The organism is Symbiobacterium turbinis (assembly GCF_055383075.1).
The window spans coordinates 3,296,292-3,319,804 of record NZ_AP042433.1 but is presented as its reverse complement, the minus strand read 5'-3'; the positions used below and the strand labels follow the sequence as shown (position 1 = coordinate 3,319,804).

Annotated in this window: 28 protein-coding genes and 1 pseudogene; 13 read left to right on the top strand and 16 right to left on the bottom strand. The window is 70.5% G+C overall.

Annotation, left to right across the window (positions count from 1 at the left end; genetic code table 11):
* Positions 1-42 precede the first annotated feature (42 nt).
* Positions 43-588, bottom strand: coding sequence for an NADPH-dependent FMN reductase (locus ACZ45O_RS16030; protein ID WP_464854360.1), 546 nt, complete (start codon positions 586-588; stop codon positions 43-45).
* Positions 589-842: 254 nt separating this feature from the next.
* Between ACZ45O_RS16030 and ACZ45O_RS16025 the strand changes: the two genes are divergently transcribed.
* Entirely contained in the window at positions 843-1,760 is a 918-nt protein-coding gene (locus ACZ45O_RS16025) for a tetratricopeptide repeat protein (RefSeq protein ID WP_464854358.1), read from the top strand.
* On the opposite strand, the gene ACZ45O_RS16020 is transcribed toward ACZ45O_RS16025, so the two are convergent.
* Together ACZ45O_RS16020 and ACZ45O_RS16015 are read right to left on the bottom strand one after the other, a co-directional pair.
* Positions 1,757-2,128, bottom strand: coding sequence for a hypothetical protein (locus ACZ45O_RS16020; protein WP_464854356.1), 372 nt, complete (start codon positions 2,126-2,128; stop codon positions 1,757-1,759). The two genes, ACZ45O_RS16025 and ACZ45O_RS16020, sit on opposite strands and share 4 nt — an antisense overlap.
* A gap of 72 nt (positions 2,129-2,200) precedes the next feature.
* Positions 2,201-2,590: a DUF302 domain-containing protein gene (locus tag ACZ45O_RS16015; protein ID WP_464854354.1), complete on the bottom strand. Its 390-nt coding sequence runs from the start codon at positions 2,588-2,590 to the stop codon at positions 2,201-2,203.
* A gap of 193 nt (positions 2,591-2,783) precedes the next feature.
* Here ACZ45O_RS16015 and ACZ45O_RS16010 point away from each other — a divergent pair, with 193 nt between their 5' ends.
* Positions 2,784-3,695 (top strand): complex I NDUFA9 subunit family protein, encoded by a 912-nt coding sequence (locus ACZ45O_RS16010; RefSeq protein ID WP_464854352.1) that lies wholly within the window; start codon positions 2,784-2,786, stop codon positions 3,693-3,695.
* A 10-nt stretch (positions 3,696-3,705) separates the two neighbouring features.
* Here ACZ45O_RS16010 and ACZ45O_RS16005 read toward each other — a convergent pair whose 3' ends face one another.
* From ACZ45O_RS16005 to ACZ45O_RS15995, 3 genes are read right to left on the bottom strand one after another with little or no spacing between them, the layout of a single operon-like run.
* Positions 3,706-4,713 (bottom strand): hypothetical protein, encoded by a 1,008-nt coding sequence (locus ACZ45O_RS16005; RefSeq protein ID WP_464854350.1) that lies wholly within the window; start codon positions 4,711-4,713, stop codon positions 3,706-3,708.
* On the bottom strand, positions 4,688-5,392 hold the full coding sequence (locus tag ACZ45O_RS16000) for a TadE/TadG family type IV pilus assembly protein (protein WP_464854349.1): 705 nt from the start codon (positions 5,390-5,392) through the stop codon (positions 4,688-4,690). Before ACZ45O_RS16000 ends, ACZ45O_RS16005 begins: the two co-directional genes overlap by 26 nt.
* A gap of 13 nt (positions 5,393-5,405) precedes the next feature.
* A complete protein-coding gene (locus tag ACZ45O_RS15995) occupies positions 5,406-6,170 on the bottom strand; it encodes a TadE/TadG family type IV pilus assembly protein (RefSeq protein ID WP_464854348.1) in 765 nt (254 codons plus the stop codon).
* A 99-nt stretch (positions 6,171-6,269) separates the two neighbouring features.
* Between ACZ45O_RS15995 and ACZ45O_RS15990 the strand changes: the two genes are divergently transcribed.
* From ACZ45O_RS15990 to ACZ45O_RS15970, 5 genes are read left to right on the top strand one after another with little or no spacing between them, the layout of a single operon-like run.
* Entirely contained in the window at positions 6,270-6,875 is a 606-nt protein-coding gene (locus tag ACZ45O_RS15990) for a hypothetical protein (RefSeq protein WP_464854346.1), read from the top strand.
* Entirely contained in the window at positions 6,872-7,993 is a 1,122-nt protein-coding gene (locus ACZ45O_RS15985; RefSeq protein ID WP_464854344.1) for a hypothetical protein, read from the top strand. Before ACZ45O_RS15990 ends, ACZ45O_RS15985 begins: the two co-directional genes overlap by 4 nt.
* Positions 7,990-9,312, top strand: a complete 1,323-nt coding sequence (locus ACZ45O_RS15980) for a CpaF family protein (protein ID WP_464854343.1) — start codon at positions 7,990-7,992, stop codon at positions 9,310-9,312. Before ACZ45O_RS15985 ends, ACZ45O_RS15980 begins: the two co-directional genes overlap by 4 nt.
* Positions 9,312-10,124, top strand: a complete 813-nt coding sequence (locus tag ACZ45O_RS15975; protein ID WP_464854342.1) for a type II secretion system F family protein — start codon at positions 9,312-9,314, stop codon at positions 10,122-10,124. The genes ACZ45O_RS15980 and ACZ45O_RS15975 overlap by 1 nt, the downstream gene beginning before the upstream one ends.
* A 12-nt stretch (positions 10,125-10,136) precedes the next feature.
* Positions 10,137-10,970, top strand: a complete 834-nt coding sequence (locus ACZ45O_RS15970; RefSeq protein ID WP_464854341.1) for a type II secretion system F family protein — start codon at positions 10,137-10,139, stop codon at positions 10,968-10,970.
* Positions 10,971-11,007: 37 nt separating this feature from the next.
* On the opposite strand, the gene ACZ45O_RS15965 is transcribed toward ACZ45O_RS15970, so the two are convergent.
* Both ACZ45O_RS15965 and ACZ45O_RS15960 read right to left on the bottom strand, forming a co-directional pair.
* Positions 11,008-11,142, bottom strand: coding sequence for a Flp family type IVb pilin (locus ACZ45O_RS15965; RefSeq protein ID WP_464854339.1), 135 nt, complete (start codon positions 11,140-11,142; stop codon positions 11,008-11,010).
* Positions 11,143-11,232: 90 nt separating this feature from the next.
* Complete coding sequence (locus ACZ45O_RS15960; RefSeq protein WP_464854338.1) at positions 11,233-11,991, bottom strand: pilus assembly protein TadG-related protein; 759 nt, start codon at positions 11,989-11,991, stop codon at positions 11,233-11,235.
* A 221-nt stretch (positions 11,992-12,212) separates the two neighbouring features.
* Between ACZ45O_RS15960 and ACZ45O_RS15955 the strand changes: the two genes are divergently transcribed.
* A complete protein-coding gene (locus ACZ45O_RS15955; RefSeq protein WP_464857839.1) occupies positions 12,213-12,365 on the top strand; it encodes a hypothetical protein in 153 nt (50 codons plus the stop codon).
* On the opposite strand, the pseudogene ACZ45O_RS15950 reads toward ACZ45O_RS15955, so the two are convergent.
* From ACZ45O_RS15950 to ACZ45O_RS15915, 8 genes and pseudogenes are all read right to left on the bottom strand, one after another.
* A pseudogene (locus ACZ45O_RS15950) lies at positions 12,341-12,400 on the bottom strand (hypothetical protein); the annotation flags it as partial. The gene ACZ45O_RS15955 and the pseudogene ACZ45O_RS15950 sit on opposite strands and share 25 nt — an antisense overlap.
* 45 nt (positions 12,401-12,445) lie before the next feature.
* Positions 12,446-13,309 (bottom strand): type II secretion system F family protein, encoded by an 864-nt coding sequence (locus ACZ45O_RS15945; protein ID WP_464854336.1) that lies wholly within the window; start codon positions 13,307-13,309, stop codon positions 12,446-12,448.
* A gap of 12 nt (positions 13,310-13,321) precedes the next feature.
* Positions 13,322-14,221, bottom strand: a complete 900-nt coding sequence (locus ACZ45O_RS15940; protein WP_464854334.1) for a type II secretion system F family protein — start codon at positions 14,219-14,221, stop codon at positions 13,322-13,324.
* Between the two features lie 4 nt (positions 14,222-14,225).
* Entirely contained in the window at positions 14,226-15,497 is a 1,272-nt protein-coding gene (locus ACZ45O_RS15935) for a CpaF family protein (protein WP_464854333.1), read from the bottom strand.
* Positions 15,498-16,298, bottom strand: a complete 801-nt coding sequence (locus tag ACZ45O_RS15930; protein WP_464854331.1) for an AAA family ATPase — start codon at positions 16,296-16,298, stop codon at positions 15,498-15,500.
* Between the two features lie 2 nt (positions 16,299-16,300).
* Positions 16,301-17,140 carry a Flp pilus assembly protein CpaB gene (gene cpaB, locus ACZ45O_RS15925; RefSeq protein WP_464854329.1) on the bottom strand — a complete coding sequence of 280 codons (840 nt, stop codon included), beginning with the start codon at positions 17,138-17,140 and terminating at the stop codon, positions 16,301-16,303.
* A 25-nt stretch (positions 17,141-17,165) separates the two neighbouring features.
* On the bottom strand, positions 17,166-18,497 hold the full coding sequence (locus ACZ45O_RS15920) for an AAA family ATPase (protein ID WP_464854328.1): 1,332 nt from the start codon (positions 18,495-18,497) through the stop codon (positions 17,166-17,168).
* Positions 18,466-18,984: a hypothetical protein gene (locus ACZ45O_RS15915; RefSeq protein ID WP_464854327.1), complete on the bottom strand. Its 519-nt coding sequence runs from the start codon at positions 18,982-18,984 to the stop codon at positions 18,466-18,468. Before ACZ45O_RS15915 ends, ACZ45O_RS15920 begins: the two co-directional genes overlap by 32 nt.
* Positions 18,985-19,141: 157 nt before the next feature.
* Here ACZ45O_RS15915 and ACZ45O_RS15910 point away from each other — a divergent pair, with 157 nt between their 5' ends.
* From ACZ45O_RS15910 to lepB, 5 genes are all read left to right on the top strand, one after another.
* Complete coding sequence (locus ACZ45O_RS15910; RefSeq protein ID WP_464857811.1) at positions 19,142-20,203, top strand: substrate-binding domain-containing protein; 1,062 nt, start codon at positions 19,142-19,144, stop codon at positions 20,201-20,203.
* A gap of 180 nt (positions 20,204-20,383) precedes the next feature.
* A complete protein-coding gene (locus ACZ45O_RS15905) occupies positions 20,384-21,313 on the top strand; it encodes an ABC transporter substrate-binding protein (RefSeq protein WP_464857809.1) in 930 nt (309 codons plus the stop codon).
* A gap of 27 nt (positions 21,314-21,340) precedes the next feature.
* Complete coding sequence (locus ACZ45O_RS15900) at positions 21,341-22,039, top strand: ABC transporter permease (protein WP_464854325.1); 699 nt, start codon at positions 21,341-21,343, stop codon at positions 22,037-22,039.
* Entirely contained in the window at positions 22,036-22,806 is a 771-nt protein-coding gene (locus ACZ45O_RS15895; RefSeq protein ID WP_464854323.1) for an ABC transporter ATP-binding protein, read from the top strand. Before ACZ45O_RS15900 ends, ACZ45O_RS15895 begins: the two co-directional genes overlap by 4 nt.
* Positions 22,807-22,852: 46 nt before the next feature.
* On the top strand, positions 22,853-23,374 hold the full coding sequence (lepB, locus tag ACZ45O_RS15890) for a signal peptidase I (protein ID WP_464854321.1): 522 nt from the start codon (positions 22,853-22,855) through the stop codon (positions 23,372-23,374).
* The last annotated feature ends 139 nt before the right edge of the window (positions 23,375-23,513 follow it).

The window sequence follows — 23,513 nt, the reverse complement described above, 5'->3', positions numbered from 1 at the left end:
CCCGAGAGAAGGCTCTCGGGGCGCTTCGCCGTTCCGGGCGGGTCACTCTGCTTGTACAAACGCGATGAACTTGTCCACCACGCTGTCGAGGAAGGCGAGCGTGCCTTCATCCACCAGCCGCCCGCCGGCAAACTTCTGGGGCGCCAGACTGATCAGCACCTCGTTGCCGCCCGGCGGCAGCACCTTCGCCTGCATGCCGGGACTCGAGAGGATTTCCCGCAGGTGAAGCTGCGCCCGTACGGTACCCAGTATGCCCGGCGTGGCCCCCAGGGTCATCACCGGCTTCCCGATGAAGACCTTGTCGACCCGCGAGGCCCAGTCGAGGGCATTTTTCAGCACGCCGGGAACCGACCAGTTGTACTCCGGGGTGATGATGATCACGCCCTGGGCTCCAGCGATCTTCCGCTTGAAGTCCGCCACCACCTGAGGCGGATCCTGCTCGGCATCCTGGTCAAAATGCGGCAGCGAGCGGATGTCGAGGATCTCCACGGACATCTTGTCCTTATACCGCTCCCTCATCGTGTGCGCCAGCTGCATGTTGTAGGACTCCGCCCGCAAGCTCCCCACCAGCATGGCAATGCGCAACATTCATCGCCCCTTCTCGTTCCGGTGATATCTTGTCCCGCGCTGCGGCTCGCGATGTGGCCGGGGCCGGACCCGGGCCCGTGCACTAGCGGGTGTATGTTCGCGATGGCGAAATTGCAGCACGCGCTACTTATGACTGCGTTGCCCCCGCCGCCGATACGTGCTTGAAGGCCGGGCAGATCAAATCAGAGAAGGGTCTTTCGCCAAGCGTGACGAATCTGACTCCCCAAACATTCCGGGGGAGGAACCACCAGCCGATGATCATGTCGCCTGCCGAGACCCAGCAACTGGAACCCGCAGCGCTCGCCTTGCTGGAGATCTACCGGAAGGGGGAGCACACCGCCGTCCTGGCCGAAGTCGACCAGCAGTCCAAGTCCGGCCCGCTCTCACCCGACGTGCTCGGGCTGGCCGCGGCCAGTCTGCTGGCCCTGGAGCGCAGCGAGGAGGCGGTGAAAGCCGCGCGGCACGCGGCCGCGCAGAGCCCCCGCAAGGCCTGGCTCCACCACGTTTTGAGCCGGGCCGAGCTGCGCCTGGGCGACCCCGCACGGGCCCTGGAGGCCGCACAGGCGGCCTGCCGCCTCATGCCCGGCCAGCCCGACTACCTGGCGACCCTGGCCGCCTGCCGGCGGGAAAGCGGCGACCTTGCGGGCGCCGCCGCGACGGCCCGCCAGGCGCTGTCAGCAGCCCCGCGCCACGCGGGCGCCCTGCACGAGCTGGGACTGGCCCTGGCGGCGCAGGGAGACGATGCCGGCGCCCTGGACCATTTCCGGCAGGCCCAGGCGGCCGAGCCGCAGGACCCGGCCGCCTACCTGGCCGAGGCGGACCTGCAGACGAAGGCCGGGCGCACGGCTGAGGCCCGCCGCGCGCTGCAGCGGGCCCTCAGGGAAATGCCGGATCTGGTGGAGGCCGAGGAGCGGCTGGCCGAGACCGTCGGCCGCAGCCGTCTGCTCCACCGCACGCTCATTCACCTGATCCACCTGTCGCGGCTTACCGTGACCGGGTGGCTGATCGTCGCCTTCCTCTACTACCTGCTCTTCCGCCTGCTGGAGTTCCTCTGGAAGTACTTCGCCGTCATGCTGCCCGTGGGCCGCGCGCTGCTGGCCGTCACGGCCATCTGGCTGCTGGGCGGCGCCGCGGCCGGCCGGCTCCTGCGGGCCGCGCTCCGGCGGATTTAGCCCGTCATCCAGGAGCGAATGCCGACCAGGGCGACGAAAAGCGCCAGAACCCCGTGGACCAGCGGCCTGTTCCGGTACCGCTCTCCCAGCACGGTTCCCGGGCGCAGCAGAAACTGCAGCAGCGCCCCGACCCCCACCAGGCCCCCGTACAGCAGGTGCTGCAGGTGGGGCTGCCGCCCCTGAATGAGGAAGAATGCCCCGATGCCCAGTTGCACGGCGCCGATGGCGATGGACGCGGGCACCAGCCGGTAGTATCCCGCGGGCAGGATCCGCCGCTGCCTGGCGGCCAGCAGGGCCCAGACGAGGAGCGCCAGGTTCACGGCGGCCAGGGCGATGACGAAGAACTGCTTGATCTGAAGCCAAATCATAACCCGCTCAAGCCCCCTTCCGCATCGGAAGGTTCTGCAAGAGCGGGTTTCTTTCCTTTCGAGCCAGATCATCTATTGCGCCGCCGCGTCCACAACCGCCGACAGGTCGGCCTCCACCTGCTTCGCCAGGTCGTCGAACCGCTCGTCACCCATCAGCCCCATCAGGGCCGCAGGCCGGGTGAGCCCGATGGTCGTCTGCCCCTCCACCCGCTTCACCACGATCTTGCAGGGCAGGAAGTAGGCCACCATCGGGTTGGTCTCGAGGGCCCCCTTGGCCTTGGGCGCGCTGCACACCTCCAGGATGCGCACCTCGTGCGCCAGGTCAAACCCCTTCGACTTCAGCGTCTGGTTGACGTTCAGCTCCCAGAGGACGCTGAACTGCTTCTCCCCGAGCTTCTCCTGAACGGCGGCCACGGCCTCGTCAACGCTCTTCCCCGTACGGACCTCGTACGCAAACTCCACGAAAAACACCCCCACGGATGATGGTCAGGCAGTACGCCTCCATAATACCCCACGGGGTATGGTACAATCAAGCCCGAAGATCAGGGCAAACCCTGACACTTTTCGGACAGCCGTGAACACAGTGCTGTCCACCGCGGGGATTTCCCGGTACGATGAGGGTGAATGGCAGGGGAAACATCAGGAGGGAAAGGCCATGGCTGTCGTACTGGTAGCAGGCGGAACGGGCTTCATCGGCTCCCACATCGTGCGCCGGCTCACGGCGGACGGGCACCGGGTGATCGTCATGTCCCGGAACCCGGAAAAGGCGCGGGGAAAGGTGCCCGCCGGCGTGGAGGTCAGGGCAGGCGACACGACGGACGCCGCGACGCTCGGCCCCGTGCTGGAGGGCGTCGAGGTCGTGGTCAGCGCGGTGCAGTTCCCGAACCACCCGGTGGAGAACCCCCGGAAGGGCTACACCTACATCAGGGTGGACGGGGAGGGAACCGTCCACCTCGTGGAGGCGGCCAGAAAGGCCGGCGTACAGCGCTTCGTCTACCTGTCGGGCGCCGGCACCCGGGAGGGGCAGACCCGGCCCTGGTTCATCGCCAAGCTCATGGCGGAGAAGGCCATCCGGGAGAGCGGCGTCCCTTACACCATTTTCCGCCCGTCCTGGGTCTACGGGCCGGAGGACCGCAGCCTGAACAAGTTCGCGACCTTCGCCCGGCTGCTGCCCTTCGTTCCGGTCATCGGCAGCGGGAAGACGCGCGTGCAGCCCCTCTTTGTCGAGGATCTGGCACAGGCCGTGGCCGCCAGCCTCCGCACCGGGGCGGCGGTAAACCAGACCTACGAGATCGGCGGGCCCGAGGAGCTGACGATGGACGAGATCATCCGCATCATGCTGCGGGTCATGGGCCGGCGCAAGCCGCTGCTGCACAGCCCGGCCGGGCTGATGAAGATCGCGGCATGGCCGCTGCAATTCCTTCCCGCCGCGCCGCTCTCTCCGGGCGCAGTGGACTTCGTGCTGATGGAGGAGCCCGTGGACAATACGCTCGCGCAGCGCGACCTCGGCCTGAAGCTGACGCCGCTGGCGGAGGGGCTGTCGTACCTGCGCAGCGCCCGCCGGTGAGCTCATGGGTTCAGGATCCATCGTTATCAACCACGTTCTTTTCCACATCCTTCTCGGCCGCCCTCCGGGCGGCCTCTGCGCGCGCCCGCGCGGCCTCCTCCTCCGCCTTCAGCCGCTCCTCGATGCTCCGGGTCCACTGCTCGACGGAGGCGCGGGACCCATCGACGCACGGATCGCCGTACCCGCAGCGCTCCGGCAACCGCTCCAGCCCCCTCCGGGTGCGCACCACCTCCCGCTGCGGCGGCCGCCTGCCCATCCACTGCCCGAGGAGCTCCAACGCCTCGGGGTCCTGCGCCAGGTGCTCCGAAGCGACGATCTCCAGCAGCGAGAACACATCCGCCGCCTCGTCGACGCAGTTGATCAGCCGGTAGTACTTCTGCGGCTCGTCCGTGACGTTGATCACGGCGTCGATCGTCTTCACCAGCGTGTCAGGATCGGCGTCCCACCACCGGTGAACCCAGGCGTCCGGGCGGTACCAGGCGGCCGCGCAGCTTTCCGCCCGCAGGGTGACCGCGTTCGGATGGTCGCTGCCCAGCAACGGCCCCAGGAAGGGGGTGAGGAGCGGCACCTCCGCTTCCACCGGGATCTGCACGTACATGAAGGGCGAGATGAAGTTGCCCATCGGCCATACCCAGGCTTCGCCCACCCGCACCTCCACCTGCGCGCCGATGCCGTCCCGGTTGAGTTCGGCCAGCCGCTGCAGCTTCGGCTCGATTTCGGTGCGGATGCCGCCAGGCTTCAGGTTGCTCAGGTGCAGCGCGTTGATCAGGAACCCGTTCACCGGAAAGTAGCCCGCGAACTCGGTGGGGATCGGGATGTGGAACTCCCGCGACTCCACCACGGCCCCGATGGCCAGCGCATCGGCCGTGCTGCGCAGCTTCACTCGCCAGTAGGCCAGCATCGTCAGGTCGATCACGATCAGGGTCAGGGGGACCAGGACCAGGCTGACCGCCAGCGCGACGTAGACCGACACGTACCCCGCCTGGCGCCGCCTACCGCTGACCGAAGGTCCGCTCACCCTGAATCACCGCCTTCGCCGTCAGCACCGTATTCCCGGAACCGTCCTGCCGGCAGGGGAGGTGCATGACCTCCTCCACGGCCGCGCCGGCAAGGTAGTCGACGGCCTGCCGCGCCTGGTGGGGGTCGCCTCCGGTGAGCCCCTCCGCCACCCGCCTGTACCAGACCGCCTGCTCGCCCAGCGTCACGGCTGTCTCCAGATGGTCCTCCGCCTCATCCGCCAGCCGGTCCAGCTGCTCCAGCCACCGGCTCAGGCGCCAGCGCAGGCCGCGTACGGGCTGAAGCCACCCTCCCCCCTCAGGCGGCGGCTCCCCCGGTTCCGCCGCGCCCGCTCCTGCGATGGCAAGGGTCGGCACGTAGCCGGTGGAAGAGGCACACGCGCCGGCCAGGACGAAGGGCGGGTCGGTCGGCAGGTGGAAACTGAGCAGGCGCACATCGGCGAGAACCAAGCCGGGATCGGGCCTGCTCAGGCTGTCGCGGATGTCCTTGTAGTAACCGGTCCACGCCGCGTCTGCCGCGCGCTCCCGCGCGGTCTCGCTCACGAGCACCTGCAGCCAGGCTTTGTGATGCAGCCACAGGAGGACGGAGATTCCCCCCAGGGTCAGCAGCAGCACCAGGGGCAGCGTGACCGCCGTTTCCACGGTGATCGACCCCTGCATAGCCGAAAGGAGCCGCTTCATCGGCGCCACCTCCCTATGGCTCGAACACGGTCTGAAGCAGATAGGCGGCGCGCGCGGTCACGATGAGGGAGCGCCCCTCCGCGCCCGGCGGCTCGCAGAGCCTGCGGGCCGCCTTCTCAAGCCCGTCGGGCCCTTCCGGGTCAGGCGCGTCCCAGGGCGTGAAGTCCGGCGGCGGACCCTCGATCGCCTGCCGCCAGACGTCCGCCGCCCACCCGGCCCGCTCCGCCATCTCCTCGCCGCGCGCCGCAATCTCCTCGGCCCTCCGCAGGAGCTGCTCCCACTCCTCGTACTCTTCCTCAACCTCCCGCCAGAGGGCCCGGTATTCCGGGGCAACCCGGTCCAGGAGCCCGTCCAGGTCCGGTTCTCCCGGGTAAGGCGCCGCCTCTGCCTCCCGCGGCGGGGCGAGCAGCCCGCCCGGCAGGGTGAGCGGCAGGCGGTAGCACATGGCCACCACCACGGCCTGGTCCGAATGGGCCTTCCCGGCAGCCGCCTGCGTCCGCATGATCAGCGCGTGCACCGCCCAGCGCGGCAGGCCGAAGCTCTCCGCGAAGCCCCCGTCGTAGCGGTATGCGCGGTCCGGCACGCCCAGCCTGTCGTGCAGGGCCACCGCGGCGGCGAAATCACGCGCCGCGCGGTTGGCCGCCAGGGCCAGAGCCATCTTCGCAAAGGCCATGTAGCCCGCCACCCAGCCGCCGATCACCAGCAGACAGAGCACGGGCAGTGCCAGCGCGACCTCCACGGCCACGCTTCCCCGCCGGCCCGCCAGCCTGCGCTGCAAGCCGACCACCTCCATACCCTTTATCGTGCAACCGAATCGGTGTGATCAGTTGAACCATTGTGCCTCCTGATCCGTGATTAGGTGCAGGAGGTGAATGGAATGAACTCCCGGTTGCGCTATCTCCTGGCAGCCGCCTGTGCCGTCGCGGCCGGTCTGCTCACCGCGCTGTACCTCGGAGGCGTGGGCAGCGCTGCCGGGTCCGATAGCGAGATCATCTGGGTCGCGGGCCAGGAGATCTTCCCGGGGGAGCAGCTCCGGGAGGAGCTCCTGCTGCGGGTCGAGGTCGACGGCCCCACCCGGCGCCTGCTGGCCCGGGAAGCCCTGCCGCAAACAGGCGCCGACGCGCCGGGCGCGTGGTATGCCATACGGCCGATCCGGACGGGCGAGCCGCTCATCCCCGCCGGGAACGTGAGCCCGGAGCCGCCCGCCGGTCACATCGCCGCACCCGAGGAGCTGCGCGTCGTGAGCCTGCGGGCCGAATCCGCGGGCCTGCCCGAGCTGCGCCCCGGCGAGGAGGTGGACCTCTACGTCATCCCGGTGGAGGGCGGGGACGCCCTGCGCATCCTGTCCGCGGCACGGGTGGTGCAGGCGGAGTCCGACTGGGTGAGCGTGCTCGTTCCCGAGGAGCAGGTGCCGCTGGTGCTTTCCGCCACGGACGGGGTGACGGCAAAGGTCGTGCGCCGCCTGGAGGGGCTCCTGCGGTGACGCTCCAGGTGGCCCTCTGCGGGCTGGCTCCTGACTTGGCCCTGCGGCTGCAGAGCTGGTTCGCGGCGCACCCGGCCCTGGAACTCTCGGTGGCATTCACTGCCCCCGACGTGGACAGCCTCCTCGACGGCCTCTCCGCCACACCGGCCCACGCGGTCATCATCGACGCGCGCCTGGGGCTGGAAGGGCTCTCGTGCGCACAGGAGCTTGCCGCGGCCGGGTACGCCGTGCTCTGCCTGGCAGGCGGGGCCGCACCCGCCGGGGTGCGCCGCCGGGCGGCAGAGCTGGGCCTGGCCATCTGCCCGGATGCAGAGCCCTCCCGCGCCGCCGCCCTGCTGCGCCAGCTGCTCGGGCTGGCCTCCGGAGCCGCCGCGGCCGGACACATCATCGCCTTTCACTCGCCCCGGGGGGGCGCGGGCACGAGCACGCTGCTGCTGCACACCGCCCGCGCGCTCCGCAGCCGGGGACTGACCGTGGCCGTGGTGGAGGTGAGCGGCGGAGGCGGCGCGGCTCCTCTCCTGGGCATCCGGCCCGGGGGCGGCTGGGCCGATCTCATCGAGGTCCCGCCGGAGAACCTCCTGGGCGACCCGTGGGGGCCGGACCGGGTCGCGGCGGCGCTCTCCGAGGTGGAACCCGGGCTCCACCTGCTCCCCAGCGCCGGACCGGCCGCCATGGACGAACTGCAACCCGACCTGGTGGAAGCGGTGCTGCGCCTGCTGGGGGCCTGCGGCTGCGCCTGCGCCCTGGTGGACACCCCCGCGGAGATGACCGTGCCGGCTGCGGCCGCCCTGGCGGCGGCGGACGCCGTCTGCCTGATCGGCCTGCCCGACGCCGTCTCCGCGTACCGGATGGTGCAAGTAGAGCACCTGCTGACCAGCCTGCAGGTTCCGCCCGGGCGCGTGCACCCGGTGCTGAACCGCGTGCGGGAGCCGGTGCCGCGGGGTCTGGAGGAGGCCCTGGCATTCCTTCCCTACCGCCCCTGGGTGCGCGTGCCCGAGGAGGCAAGGCCGCCCGTGGATCCGGCCGGGAGGTTTGCGGGCTTCCGTCCGGGAAGCGGCGCCGCCCGCGCCCTTGAGAGGCTGCTGGAAGCGTGGGTGCAGGAGGTGATGGGAACATGAACGGCGGCCTGCGTCAGCTGATCGAGCGTCGGCAGGGGCGCGCGGGCGGAGCGGCCCGCGCGCCGCGGCCCCACGACCGGTTCCGGCCGGTGATCGAGGCCGTGAGGGAGCGGCTGCGGGGCGACGGCCCGCCGCTGGGCGCCCTGGAGAGCCGCGAGGTGAGGGATTACATGTGGTCCCTGCTGGAGGAGGTGCTGGCCGAGCGCTTCCCCTACCTGAACCCCACTCACGCCGATAAGGCGGCCCTCGTGGACAGGCTCCAGTACCAGATCTACGGCTTCGGCATCCTGGACCCGCTCCTGCAGGACGACAGCGTGAAGGAGATCATGGTCAACGGGCCGGACGGCGTGTTCGTGGAGCGGGCGGGCCACCCCGAGCCGGCAGTGGGCGAGGACGGGCAGCCCCTCAGGTTCGAGAGCGAGGCGGAGCTGCTGCACCTGATCGAGCGCATCGTGGCGCGGGTCAACCGCAAGGTGGACGAGGCCACGCCCATCGTGGATGCCCGCCTGCCCGGCGGCGCCCGGGTGCACGTCGTCCTGCCGCCGGTGTCGCTCGTCGGCCCGGTGCTCACCATCCGCAAGTTTCCGGGGCGTCCCCTCAGCCTGGAGCAGATGGTGGAACGGGGAACCCTGACGCCGCTGGCGGCGGATTTCCTGGCGCGTGTGGTACAGGCCCGGTGCAACCTCGTGGTCTCGGGCGGAACGTCCACGGGCAAGACCACGTTCCTCAACGCCCTGTCGATGAAGATCCCGCCGCACGAGCGGGTGATTACCATCGAGGACTCGGCCGAGCTGCAGCTCACCGGCCTCCCGAACCTGGTCAGCCTGGAAGCCCGCCCGCCCAACGTCGAGGGCAGGGGCGCCCTGACGATCCGGGACCTGGTCCGGGCCTCGCTCCGCATGCGGCCCGACCGCATCGTCGTGGGCGAGTGCCGCGGCGGAGAGGCGCTGGATATGCTGCAGGCGATGAACACCGGCCACGACGGGTCGCTGACCACCGTTCACGCCAACTCCGCCAGGGACGCCCTGGCCCGCATCGAGACGATGGCGCTCATGTCGGGCGTGGAGTTGCCGGTTCCGGCCATCCGCCAGCAAGTCGCTGCGGCGGTGGACTTCATCCTCCACCTGGAGCGGCTAGGCGGCGGCTCCCGCAGGCTCCTGGAGGTCCTGGAGGTGGTCGGCGTGCAGGAAGGTGAGATCGTCACGGAGCCCGTGTTCCAGTACGACCTGGACGCCGGGGAGCTGCGGCCCGCGGGGCGGCCGGTCGCACGGCGGGAGAAGTTCCAGATGGCGGGGGTCCCGCTGCCGGAGGGATTGTGATGGCGCTGCTGATCGGTCTGCTGATCGCCGCAGCTGTGTTCCTGGCCCTGATGCCCGGCGGCCCCGCCCCAACGGGGAGGGCCCTGTTTGACCGAGTGCCGGCGGACACAGGCGACCGGCTGCTCTGGCTCCTGCCCGCGGGCGCCTTCGCGGGGATCCTGCTGCTGACGGGGTCCTGGATCACCGCCCTCATCAGCCTGCCGGCGGGCTTCCTGCTGCGGAGAACCCTGCGGGATGCGCTCGCCCGCAGGGAGGCCCAGGCGCTCCGCGACCACCTGCAGGAGGCGCTGCTGTCGCTGGCCACCTCGCTGAAGGCTGGCCAGTCGCTCCCGCACGCGCTGCAGCGCTGTGCGGTGGAGATGCGCCGGCTGCACCCCAGGGGCGGCAGGCTGATCGAGGAGATCGAGCTGGCCGCCCGGGAAGTGGAGCTCGGCACGCCGGTGGATGAGGCGCTGCTCTCCTTACGCGAGCGCGTGGCGCTGGAGGAGATGGCGGCCATGGTCGACGCCCTGGTCACCACCCGCCGGCGGGGAGGCAACATCGTCGAGGTGATGGGCAACGTGAGCCAGATGGTCGCCGACCGGCTGGCCGTCGAGCGGGAGATCCAGGTGCTGACGGCCCAGAAGCGCACGGAGGCCGCCATTCTCGCCGTCATTCCCCTGGGCATCTACCTGGTCGTGCGGATCACCAATCCCGCCTATCTGGGGGTGTTCCACGCGACCCGCTGGGGGCAGGTCGCCCTCGGGCTGATCCTGCTGACCGTCGCGGGCGGGTACTGGATGGCCCGGCGCATCGCCAGCATCGAGATGTGAGGGGGCGGCATCGTGACGACCATCATTCCGCTTATCGCGCTGCTCGTGGCCGGAGCCGTGTTCCTGCTCCTGCTGCCCCTGGACGGGCCCCCGCACGGGGAGACCTCCTGGGGGCGTCGCGGGCCAGGAGGCATCGGCAGGCGGCTCGCCGACCAGCTGGCGGATCTCATGGCCTCCGGCCGCCTGGAACGGGAGCTGGCGGTGTCAGGGCTGGGCCTCACCCTGCAGGAGCTTGCGGCGCGGAAACTCCGGCTGGCAGGGCTGGCTCTCGCCGGCGCCCTGCTCCTCGCCATTCTGGGGCAGCCGACGCTGGCGGCGCTGGGCCTCGCCGGCGCGGTCTGGGCCTTCCGGGGGCCGGACATGGAGGTCGCCCGGGCGGCGGCGGCCCGCCGCCGGGCGGTGCAGAAGGACCTCCCCTACTTCCTCTTCACCCTGGCGGTGCTGACCGAGTCCGGCATGCAGCTGCTGCCCGCCCTGGACCACTACGCCAGGGGCAGCCGCGGTCCGCTGGGCGAGGCCGTGCGGACCGCGCTGGCCGAGATCCAGATGGGACAGCCGCCGGCTCTGGCCTTCCTGGACATGGCCCACCGACTGGACGTGCGCGACCTCACCCGCTTCGTGGGCGCCCTGGCGCAGACCATGGAGAAGGGGACGGAGGGGCTCGCGGCCACGCTGCGCATGCAGGCCGCGGAGGCCTGGGACAGGCGGCGCCGGCTGGCGCAGGAGGCCGGCGCCCGGGCCAGCGTCCAGCTGCTGGTGCCCCTGGTGCTGTTCGTCCTGCCTGCCGTGCTGGCCATGGCGGCCGGACCGGCCATCTACGCCTTCCTGACCCAGCTCGGCCCGTGAGCCAAGCCCCCTGGCCGGCAGGGGGCTTGTTCCGTGCTCACTTCTTCTTCACCGCCGACTCCAACTGGGTGGTCACCTTGTTGAAGGTCTTGTCCAGCGCCTTGTTGAGACCCGTCAGGGTCGTGATCAGCACCACCGCAATCAGGGCGATGATCAGGCCGTATTCGGTCATTCCCTGCCCTTCCTGGCGAACGAGCAGACGACGGAAACCCTTGGCGATCCTGCTCACCGCAAACCCATCCTTTCATTCATGATTTGTTATTTATGGGAACAGGCACGGAGAGTTCACCCGCACACCGCCGATCCAGACGGACTGCCCCGACCACTCCCGCCGGACCAGCTCCGCCGTGGTCCGGTCCCCGGGGGTGGCCACGGTCAGGGCATCGACCCCCACGAGCGGGAGCAGCAGCGTGTCCATCTCGAGGACTGCGGTGACGCTGACCCTCAGCTGCCTGGGCTTGCTGCTTCCATCGGTCTCGATCTCCACCGCCACCGGGCCTGCCGTGCGCGCCTGGCCGCCCCAGCGCGCGTTCATCTGGAACGCCTCCTGCGCAGCGGCCCGCACAGTCGCCCAGCCAGACCGGGGCTCAATCCAGCACTCGGCCGCGTGGTACTGGCGCGCGCAGCGCACGTTGTAGCCGATGCACTGGTCGGCCCAGAGGCGGTGGGCATCCGGCCACACCTCGGCCTCAGGACCCAGGATCACCGCCGGGGCGACCTCCACCCAGTTGTCGACCAGGTCGCACTCCAGGGTGGGCTCCTCCCCGGGCAGGGCGCCGGGGATCTCCTCACACCGGAGGTACGGGCGGTTCTCTTCCCTGCGGAACCGGGCCTCCACCATGTACCGGGCCTGCTGTACCCCGGCCAGTGCCGCGGCCTCCTCGGCCGTCCGCAACTGCTCCCGGAAAACGAAGACGCGGCCGATATCCAGCGCAAAGCCGATCGCGAGCAGCGCGACGGACCAGATGAAGATGAAGAGCGCCGAGGTCGAGCCTCGCTCCGGCATCAGCCACCTGGTCAAGGCAGGCTTCCCCCTGCTCGATCAGAAACGTCGCGGCCGCCGTGAGGGGCACGGTGTCGCCTCCGGCCTCGCCGGATCCCCCCAGCAGACCGCTGAGGAACGGCAGGTACGACGGCTGGTGGTAGGTGACCCAGACCGTCACGGCCCCGCCGCTGATCTGCACCTCCACGTCACGCTTCGGATCGAAATAGACGATGTCGCCCTGTGCCCGCCTGAGGTACATGTTCTGGTCGGCAGCCTTGCGGGCGACGGCTTCCCGGCTGCCCGGCACCCAGAGCAGGCTGGCCGCGCGCGCCCCCGCCCTGGCGGCGCCGGACACCACCATCCAGCTGTGTGCGAACATCCCGAACACCGGGATGCAGAGAACCAGGTAAATCAGAATCGGCGCCAGGAGCGCAAACTCCACCATCTGACTGCCCCGCTGGCTGCGGAACAGGCGGCGAATCGCCAAGGCTCATCCCTCCGCGAACTGGCTGAGCAACCGCAGCACGGCCGGCCCCAGGATAATGACGATGGTCGGCATGAGGATCAGCAGGGCCATGGGCACGCGCATGCGCACCGAGGCCTCCTGGGCCTTCTGCTGCGCCTGCTGCTGTTTGCGCTGCCGGATGGCCCGCATGGTGAACCGGAGCTGATCCGCGATGGAGACGCCCCACTGGTGGCTCTGCTGCAGGGCCGAGACCACTTCCTTCAGCTCCGGCGACTCGTGCCGGTCCATCAGGTCGCGCCATGCCCGCTGGGCGGGCTTGCCGGCCGCCATCTCGTGCACCGTGCGCAGCATCTCGCCTGAGAGCAACCCCGGGCTCTCCGCGGCCACCCGCCGCACCGCCTCCGTCAGGCTGAGCCCGGACTCCAGGCAGGTGGCCAGCAGGTGGACGAACTGAGGCAGCTCCCGCCGGAGGAGCCGGCTCCTTTCGCTGACGCGGCGGCGCAGCCACAGCCGCGAGACCAGGAGGCCGAGCAGGAACCCCAGGGCGGCGCCCATCCAGCCGTGGAGCCCCAGCAGCAACAGGGCCAGGGCGGAGGCGAGCACGAGCTGCAGGAAGTAGAACTCCTCCGCCCCCATCCCGCCGGGGCGGCCCGCCCAGAGCAGGAGCTGGCGCAACTCGTCCAGAGACCCGATGCCAGGCACCAGCGGCAGTCGCGGCAGCACCCGCTCCTTCAGCCACTCCTGCAGCCGCCTCTCCCCCGCGGGCTGAACCGCGAGGCTGCCCGCCCGCTCCACCATCGCCCGGAGCCGGCGCCGCCGGGCGGTGGCCAGGTCGTACACGCCGAGACCGAAGAGCAGCACGGCCAGGAATGACCACGTTGCGGCCATTCGCTTCACCCCTCACCAGTTGCGCACGTCCGTGATCTGCCGGATCAGGAGCCACCCCAGGGCCATGGCGCACAGGCTGCCGAGGATGAGCATGCGGCCCAGGGGATCTGTCAGGGCCTCGCCGAAATAGGCGGGGTTCTGGTAGCTCACCAGGGCCATGACCACCAGGGGGACCGCGGTGACCAGGCGGGCGCTGGCCTTGCCCTCGGCGCTGGCCGCCTCCATCGCCCGGAGGAACTGGCGGTCCTCCACCAGTTCACGGGAGATGGACTCCAGCACCCGGTCCAGGTCGGCCCCGGCCTCCCCGGCCACCTTGCACGCCACCACCACGCTGGCGAACTCGCTGAGGCCCACCCGGTCCTGAATCAGGGCCAGGGCGTCGCCGGCAGGCACCTGCAGCTGCATGGCCCTTTCCACGCGCACGAACTCGGCGCGCATCGGCTGGGGAGCCTGCTGCACGACGGTCTGCACAGCCTGGTAGAGGGTGCCCCCGGCCCGGATGACGCTGGCCATGAGCAGGAGCGTCTCGGGAAGCTGCTCCGCAAAGCGGGTCGCGCGGGCACGGGCCCGGTGCCGGATGAGCAGCAGCGGACCGACGAGGCCCAGCAGCAGGCAGGCCGCGGCGCTGGTCAGGTCGCCGGTCAGGCCGAACAGGACGGCGAGGCCCCCGCTGGCCCCAAAGGCCAGGGCCAGGTGGCGCCGGGTCAGGTTCAGCCCGGCCTGCCTGGCCTCCCGCTCCAGCCGCTCCAGCGGCCCCGGGCTGCGGTGCAGGGCCGCGCCCTCCTGCTCCAGCGGGTCGCGCTCCCGCAGGAGCCGCTCGGCCAGCCGGGAGCGGCGCTGAAGCGCGCCGGCCAGCCCGCCCAGGGCCAGCGCCACCGCCAGGAAGGTACAGAGTGCGGCGAGGTACTGCACGCCCCTACCCCTCCTCCCACAGATAGCGCCGGACGATGCGCTCTGGGCGGATGCCGGTGGCCTCCAGCCGGTCCAGCGACGGGTTCCACCGGAACAACGTGCGGAGCCGGTAGCTCTCCTCCTCCAGATCCACCTCGACGATCTCCACGATGCGCCGCTGCCCCGAGCGAAGCCGCGCGCAGTGGATGATCAGCTCGAAGGCCGCGGCCACCTGCTGCCGGATGGCCCGGATGGGCAGGCCGCTGTCGGCCATGAGGACCATGGTCTCCAGGCGGGCGAGGCCGTCCCGGGCGCTGTTGGCGTGCAGGGTGGAGAAGCTCCCGTCGTGGCCGGTGTTGCAGGCCTGAATCATGTCGAGCGCCTCAGCCCCCCGCACCTCGCCGACGATGATCCGGTCGGGGCGGAGCCTGAGCGAGGTGCGCACCAGGTCCCGGATCGTGATGGCCCCCTGCCCCTCGGCGTTCCCGGCCCGGGTCTCGTAGCGCAGGACGTGAGGCTGCTGCAGCCGCAGCTCCGCCGCGTCCTCGATGGTGATCACCCGCTCCTCCGCCGGGATGAACGCCGACAGGGCGTTGAGCACGGTGGTCTTGCCGCTGGAGGTGCTGCCGGTGACCAGCAGGTTGCAACGGGCCCGCACTGCCCGTCGGAGGAAGTCCGCCGCCTCCCGGGAGAGCGTGCCGGTCTCCACGAGGGTCTGCCAGCCCAGCATGCGGGGATTGAACTTCCGGATGGCCAGCGCGCAGCCGTCCAGGGCCGGCGGCGAGAGCGTGGCGCACACCCGGCTGCCGTCGGCCAGGCGGGCGTCCAGGATGGGGTGCCGCTCGTCGATGCGCCGCCGGATCGGCTGGGCGATGCGCTCGGCCAGGTGGCGCACCGCCTGGTCGCTCTCAAACGCAAGCCCTTCCACCCGCTCCAGGCGGCCCTGGCGCTCCGCCCAGATGTCGTCGTAGCGGTTGACCAGGATCTCCGTGACCTCCGGGTCGTCCATCAAGGGCTGGAGGACGCCGAAGCCCACCAGGTCCTGCACCAGCCGGGTGACGATCGTATCCCGCACCGCGGCCGGCACCGAGCCGTCCCTCTCCAGCATGGCGGTGATCCGCTCCCGGGCCAGGAGCCGCAGAGAGGCGTCAGACGGCCGCAGGAGGAGGTCGCCGCTGATCTCCTGCAGCAGTCGGTCGCGGACGTAATCCCGCAGCCGTTCGTACTGAACCTGGGCGGCGGGGTCGCGCGCCAGCGCGGCGCCCACCCGCCGCTGAAGCAGCGCGCGGCTGGTCATTTACGCCCCCTCCCTCCCGGCGATGGGCCAGAGCCTTGCCAGCAGCCCGGCCCCGAATGCGGACGCGGCAGGCTGCGGAGACGGCTCCGTCTCGACAATTCCCCTGAGCACGGCCGCGACCGCCTTCCCCACGGGGGTCGAGGCGGCCAGGGCCGCCTGCAGGTCGCCCCGGTTGATCGCCTGCGCCGTCTGCCGGCTGGAGGGCACAGCCCCCAGCACGGGAAACGGGCTCAGTTCCCGGATATCCACGGGGCTGATCTCCTGCCCCTCCGCCTCGCGGTTGACCACCACCCGGAACTTCCCCGCGGGCAGCTTCAGGAAGTCCAGCTCCCGCGCGACCCGCCTGAGTGGCGTGAGGGCCAGCAGGTCAGGGGTGACGGGGAGCAGCACCCAGTCGGCCAGGTCCAGGGCCACCAGCGTGGAGTCGCGCAGGCCCGCGGAGAGGTCGACCACCACGTGCAGCCCGGCCTCGGAGAGCGACCGCACGGCTGCCTCCATCGCCTCGCCGGACAGCACCGCTTCGTCGATGAACCGCGTGGGGCCGGGCAGCACGAACAGGCGGCTCGTCCAGCGCACCAGGTGGTCCTCCACCTCCTCAGGCGCCACGCGGCCGGGCCAGGTGCCAATGTTGGGCAGACTGGACGACTGGAGCAGCGTGACCAGGTCCGGATTGTCGGCGTTCCCGTCGATGATCGCGGTCCGCTGCCGCTCGCTGAGCCTCAGCGCGATCGCGACGGAAAGGAGCGTCTTGCCCACGCCCCCTTTTGGGCTCCAGAGGGCGATGACCAATCCCTTCGCCACGGCTAGCCACCTCCTAAGAGGCCCGCAACCGGCGCGGCCACCGCCGGCTCGCGGCCCGGACCCGCCGGCTCCGGCGCCGCCGCGGCCTCAACCTGCTCGCCCGGGGCCGCTTCGTCCTGCCCGATGCCGTACCGCTCAAAGAACACATCGCGGTCGACGCCGGTGGTGGCCACGGGCTCATCCGACCCGTCGTAAGGACTGGTCAGCAGCCAGATCATGCCGTTGGCCTGCGCGAAGGCGATCTCCTCCGCGGTGCGCGGCGTGACCTGCAGCACGACCGCGCTCGGGCCGCCCATGTCGTCCCGCTGCACGTGGAGGACGGGCACGCGCTGGGCGATCACCCGCGCGAGCGTCCCCCGTGGAGCCCGGCCCTGCCCGGGCTCGGCCGCCTCCGCCACATCCGCGTTGATCGCGACGAGCACATCCACCGGATCGCCTTCCTGCAGGGTGCCGGCCACGCCGGTCGCCTCGTCAACCTGAAGCGCCATGGCACGCACCTCCGGCGACGGCTCGGCGGCCAGGCGGGCAGCGAGGCTGGAGCCGCCCGCCCGCACCAGGTGCGCCTCGCGCAGCACGGTGCCGGGGATCAGGAGCGCCCGGGTGTAGCGCCCCCGGAGGGTCGCCGGATCGGTGACGGCGTCGGCCGGCACCGCCTCCCGGGGCACCAGGGCCACCTGCACGGCCTCCGGGCCGACCGGGGTGTACGGCGGCACCTCCCGGACGACGGTGAGCACCTCGAACCGCTCCTGCTGCATCTGCAGGAAGCGGATATTGAACCAGGCGGCCAGCAGCGCGCAGGCGAAAGCGCCGACCAGGGCCAGCCGCCCCAGATTTCCACGCATACTCTCTTCCTCCCCAACCCCGGAACTAGCGGCTGAGCCACCCCATCCACGGGCTGGCCGGGCCGGACCGGGCACGCTCAGCCCCTGCGGCGGCCAGGGCGGGCGCCACCACCCCCAGCAGCTGCTCCAGAGCCTGCGTGAGGCGGGCGGCGCCCGAATCCGTCAGCCGGGTCACCGGCTGACCACCTCCCCCGGCGTGCAGCGCGGCCTCCGGGCTCAGCGGAACCGTCGCCGCCACCGGCAGACCGAAGCAGTCCGCCACCTCGGCCTTCGTGAGGTACGGGGTGTCCAGCCAGCGGCTCAGCACCAGGCGGCAGCGGTCCCGGCTGAGCGCGCCCTGCGCCACCGCGGCCTCGAACCCCCTGGCGGTGTCGAGCACGTCCGGGTAATCGCAGGTCACGGTCACCAGCACCAGCTGAGCCAGCCGGGCCGCCGAGTCCCGAATCGGCCCGGGGCGTGCTTCCGGGTCGAGAATGATATAATCGAACTGACTGCGCAGCCCGTCCACCAGCCAGGCGATGGCCTCGGGCGTCACCTGCGTGACCAGGTCGGGCCGGCCGTCCGGCCCGCTCACCAGGGCCCAGTTGGGCCGGATCCAGTGCAGGCCGTCTTCGGGAAGCGGCTGCCCCCGGGCCATGGCCTCGGCCGCGTGGACCCAGCTGGAAACCTCCTGCTCCCGCCCCAGCAGCGGGGCCAGCGAGGAGTTGTACGGGTTCAGATCGACGGTGCAGACCCGCAGGTCGCCCGACCGGGCCAGGAGATCGGCCAGGCCCAGGGCCAGCGTCGACCGGCCTGCGCCGGGCTTGCCGCCCCAGAACGCGATCACCTGCTGGCGCACCACCCGGATCGCCGGGCGCGGCGCCCGATGGGCTGCGTAGTAGGCCCCCGGCGGCTGGGGCCGCACGTCGGCCGCTCTCTGCAGGCCGCCGTGGCCACCGGCCTCGTGGCCGACCGGCGATGCGCTTCGCCCCGGAGCCTGGCGGGCAGGGGGCGGCAGCGGCCTCACCGGCGGCGGAGGCGCCTGGCGGGAAGCCGCCGCCTTCTGGCGGCGGACCCACGCGTCGATCAGCTGCGCGGTCAGCCGCTCCGCCCGCAGCACATCCACGCCCCGCGGAGGCGCCGGCACGCTGCCCTCCGCCAGCCAGCAGATCCGCGGGCCCTTCACCTGAAGCAGGGCATCCACATCGCCCAGGGCAGGGCTCGTGAAGATCAGATCCGGGCGCTCTGCAGCGAGGAGGGGCAGGGCGTCGGCCGCCCGCTCGCAGTCGGGCTGGCGCATGAGTGTGAAGCTCTCGCACTCCCGCAAGAGCTCGTCCAGCAGGGGGTCACCCGTGCACGCCAAGGCCGCGGGGCGCATGGGCCGGCCTCCCCTCGCCCAGGAGGCGCGCCAGCCACAGGCGCGCGCCCCCCTGTTCCTCCCGGATTTCTGCCCGGCGTATGAAGACCAGCCCCGTCTTCCCGCCGAACGGCTGGGCGCCGGCGATGAGCGAAGGGCCGGTCAGGCCCCGCCCGACCAGGAGATCATCCAGGGCCAGGGCCAGCTCTGCCGGATCGGCGGGTTCCGGCAGATCGACCGCCACGGACTTGCCGGACCAGGCAGCCAGCGATTCCAGCCGCTGAAGCAGTTCGGGCGAGCGGACATGCCGGTGGCACAACCGCTGCTCTTCCAGGAAGGGAAAAAGCCGTTCGTACCCCTCGGCAAGCGATCCCGGGCCGAGCGCCACGTACAGCCGCGAGCCCCGGGGAGCCCCGTCGCCGTAGACGACGATGCGCCAGGTGCGGGTCATGATCACCGCGCCGTGCTGGGGCGTGGGCGGGTTCCAGGTGGCCGATGACACGGTCATGTCGCGTCCTCCCAAATTCGCCATTTATTTCCTTACCTTATTCTACCAGCTCTCGCTGTTCGTGCAAGGGGTCAGCGGCGATTTTATCTGGGAGCGTAGTTCTGCTACGGAAACAGTGTCGACAATACGCAAGTACCGTTGAAACGGGGTGAAGCGCATGCCCGCCGATTATCGCCCGCTGCTGGCAAGGGACGACCAGTTCGAGAGGCTCTGCTCCATCCTCAGCGCCGTGGCGCAGCACGGGTCGCTGCGCAAGGCCACGGAGGCCCTGGGCGTCTCGTACCGCTACGCCTGGGGCCTGGTGCGGCGTGCCGAGGAGGAGATCGGGACCCCGCTGCTCATCCGCAAGGTCGGAGGCGCCGCGGGCGGAGGAGCCAGGCTGACGCAGACGGCACAGGATCTCCTGCGGCGCCACCGCCTCCTGACGCGGGAGGCCGCGGCCATCATGGGGCCGGAGGGTGCCGCTGCACCCGCGGACCGCCCGCTGCTGATGGCCTCCACCATCGGCCCCGTCGAGGTCGGGCTGGTGGATGCGCTGGTGAGCGCGTATCGCACCGGGACCGGCCAGTGGGTCCGCTACATCGCCGCGGGCAGCGGCCAGGCCCTCGACCTGGCCCGGGCCGGGCGTGTGGACCTCGCGCTGGTGCACGCGCCCAAACTGGAAGCGAAGTTCCTCGCTGAGGGATACGGCACCGGGCGCCATCCCCTGGCGCAGAACGACTTCGTGATCTGCGGGCCCGCCGCGGACCCGGCCGGCATCCGCACCGCCGGATCTGCCGCTGAGGCCATGCGTCGCATCGCGCAGGGGGGCCACGCCTTCATCAGCCGGAACGACCGGTCCGGAACGCACCAGCGGGAACTCCGGCTGTGGGAGACGGCGGGCATCGAGCCCGGGGCCCCCTGGTACGAGCCGTGGCCCCTCGGCGGCCAGGGCAGCATCGCGACCATGCGCCACGCGGCGGCCATCGGGGCTTACACCCTGGTGGACTCCGCGACCCTGATCATGGCCTGTCCCGAGGGGTACGCGGGGCTGTACCGGGGAGACCCCGCGCTGGTCAACCAGTTCAACCTGATCCCGGTCAACCCGGAGCTCTTCCCTGCCGTCAACGGCGCAGCCGCCCAGCGCTTCGTGGCCTGGGCCACCGGTCCCGCAGGGCAGGCCGTCATCCGCGCGTTCGGCGCAGAATCGTACGGAGAGCCGTTATTTCGTACCCCGTAATTCTCCCTGGAAACCGGGTTGCCAACCGCCCCTCCTGTGCGATATGCTCTAACTGGACATAACGGCGACGGTACAAGTACGCTGTTTTCGCGCCTGTTATGTTTCGGTAGGCACATACGCACAGAAGGGGGATCGTTCAACGTGAAACGCTTGCACCGGTTCGTGGTCCTCGCAGCCATCATGGCCCTCATCGTCGGCTGCTCCGGGCAACAGGCGAGCACCGACCCGCAGCCGGGCCAGCCGCAGCAAGAGCAGCAGACCGGGCAGCCTTCGAGCCAGCCCGAAGCTCCGGCCGAGCCCGAAGCCCCGGCAGAGCCTGAAGAGCCGGCTGCCCCCGAGAATCCGGAAGTGATCCTGGCCACCACGACGTCCACGGTGGACACCGGCCTGCTGGATGTGCTGGTTCCGATGTTCGAGGAGAGGACCGGGTACATCGTGAAGACCATCTCCGTGGGTACCGGCCAGGCGCTGAAGCTGGGTGAAAACGGCGAGGCGGACGTGCTGCTGGTGCACGCGCCGGAGTCGGAGAAGCCCCTGGTGGAGAGCGGTGCGGTCATCAACCGCCAGCTCGTCATGCACAATGACTACGTCATCATCGGCCCGCCCGACGATCCCGCCGGTGTGAAGGGGACGGCCACGGCGGCCGAGGGGCTGAAGAAGATCGCCGAGGCCGAGGCCATCTTCATCTCCCGCGGCGACGACTCGGGCACCCACAAGAAGGAGCGCTCCCTGTGGGCCGCGGCCGGCGTCGAGCCCGGCGGCCAGTGGTACCAGGAGACCGGCCAGGGCATGGGCGCCACCATCAACGTGGCCAACGAGAAGCTGGGCTACACCCTGAGCGACCGGGGGACGTACCTGGCCCACAAGAAGAACATCGACCTGGAGGTCGTGCTGGAGGGCGACACGCCGCTCCTGAACATCTACCACGTGATGCAGGTCAACCCCGAGAAGTGGCCCATGGTCAATGGCGAGGGCGCTGCGGCCTTCGTGGACTTCATGCTGGAGGATGAAGTCCAGGAGATCATCCGCACCTTCGGCGTGGACAAGTACGGCGAGCCGCTCTTCTTCCCCGACGGCGGCAAGACGGAGGAGGAGCTTCTCGGCGGATAAACCTCTGGCGGAAGGTAGGTATGTAGCTTGGAAATGATCGGACAGGGCATCGTGGCCGCTCTGAAGATGCTCGCGTCCGGCGATGCGGAACTCGTACGGGTTACGCTGCTGACGATCAGGGTCGCCGGTACGGCGACCCTGCTCAGCATCTTGGTGGGGATCCCTCTGGGCTGCCTGCTGGCGCTCGCCCGCTTTCGCGGGCGCGAGTTCATGATCAGCCTCATCAACGCCGGCATGGGCACGCCTCCCGTCGTCGCCGGGCTGGTCGTGTCGCTCCTGCTGTGGCGCTCCGGTCCCTTCGGCTACCTGAAGCTCATGTACACCCCCACCGCGATGATCTTCGCGCAGTTCATCATCGCGCTGCCCCTGGTCACGGGGTTTGCGCTGGCCGGCATCGGCCAGCTCAACCCCAAGCTGCAGGACCAGATCCTCGCCCTGGGGGCTTCCCGCTGGCAGCTCTACTGGCTCCTCATCCGCGAGGCCCGCCTCTCGCTGCTGGCGGCGATCATCGGCGGCTTCGGCGGCGTCATCTCCGAGGTCGGCGCCTCGACGATGGTGGGCGGCAACATCCTGGGCCGGACGCGCGTGCTGACCACCGCCACGGTCATGGAGGTCAGCAAGGGCAACTTCGACATCGCCATCGCGCTCTCGATCATCCTGATGTTCCTGATCTGGCTCGTCACCTACGCGCTCACCAGGCTTCAGCAAAGGGGGCGGCCACAGTGACGGCGTTGCTGGAAGTCACCGACGTGAAGGTGGAGCGGGGCGGCCGGCTGGTGGTGGACATCCCCCACCTCGCCATTCAGCCCGGCGAGGTGCTGGCGGTCATCGGGCCCAACGGCTCCGGAAAGTCCAGCCTGCTGCACGCGCTCGCCCTCCTGTACCCCGCCTCCTTCGGCAGTTACCTCTGGGAGGGGCGGCAGGTCAGCCTGCCGCAGGAGGCGCTGGCGCTGCGGCGGAAGATGGCCGTGGTCTTCCAGGAGTCTCTCCTTCTCACCGGCACCGTGCTACAGAACGTCGCCCTCGGGCTGCGGCTCAGGGGGGTGCCGGCGGACCGGCGGCGCGAGGTGGCCATGGAGATGCTGGAACAGCTGCGCATCAGCCACCTGGCCAACCGCTCGGCCCGCCAGCTCTCCGGGGGCGAGGCGCAGCGGGTCTCCATCGCCAGGGCCCTGGCCTCCTCCCCGCGCCTGCTCTACCTGGATGAGCCCATGGCCTCGCTGGACGTGCTGGCCCGGTCGCACCTGCTCGCAGACCTGCGTCGGATCCTCACGGCCTCGGGTACGGCGGCCCTCTTCGTCACCCACGACTTCACCGAGATTCCGCCCCTGGCCGACCGGGTGGCCGTGCTGGCGGAGGGCAAGCTGCTTCAGATCGGCACCCCGTCAGAGGTGTTCAACCACCCCGCCACCCCCCTGGTGCGCGACCTGGTGAAGGTGGCGCACGACCTCGTGCGCACGCTGGATACAGGGCGGCAGCAGGAAGCCCCCTAGCCCGGGTGGAACTGATCAGGGACGCATTCGATCAGGAGGCACCCCGATGGCTGAAAAATGGCGTCCCTTGCTCACCCTGTTGAAGGACATCCTTTACGGCGTACTGCTGTGGCTGTTGATCATCACCTTCGTCGGGCAGGTGCGGGAGGTCCCCACGGGCTCGATGGAGCCTACGATTCTGGTGGGCGACCGGTTCTGGACCGATAAACTGGGGCTCCGCTTTGGCTCCATCCGCCGCGGCGACATCGTCGTCTTTGACCCACCCCCGCCCGTGCAGGCGCAGTTCCCCTACATCAAGCGGGTGATCGGCCTGCCCGGTGAGACGGTGGAGGTGCGGGACGGCAAGGTCTTCATCGACGGCGAGCCGCTCGACGAGCCGTACATCGCCGAGCCTCCCCGCTACCGCTACGGCCCCGTCACGATCCCCGAGGGCCAGTATTTCGTGCTCGGCGACAACCGGAACATGTCCAACGACAGCCACGAGTGGGGGCTGCTGGAGCGGGAGCGCATCTTCGCCCGGGCGGTCTACCGCATCTGGCCGCTGGGCCGCATCGGTCCCATGAAGTGAGACGGCCACCCCCTCCCCGCGGAAAGGGGAGGGGGTGTTTCGCGCCCGTATGCCTCCGCGGACCGGCGGACATCATCGTAAGGAAAAACGCGCGCCTCCTGCGCGCGTGTGCAGGGTCCGGGCATGGCGGCCTCGAAGA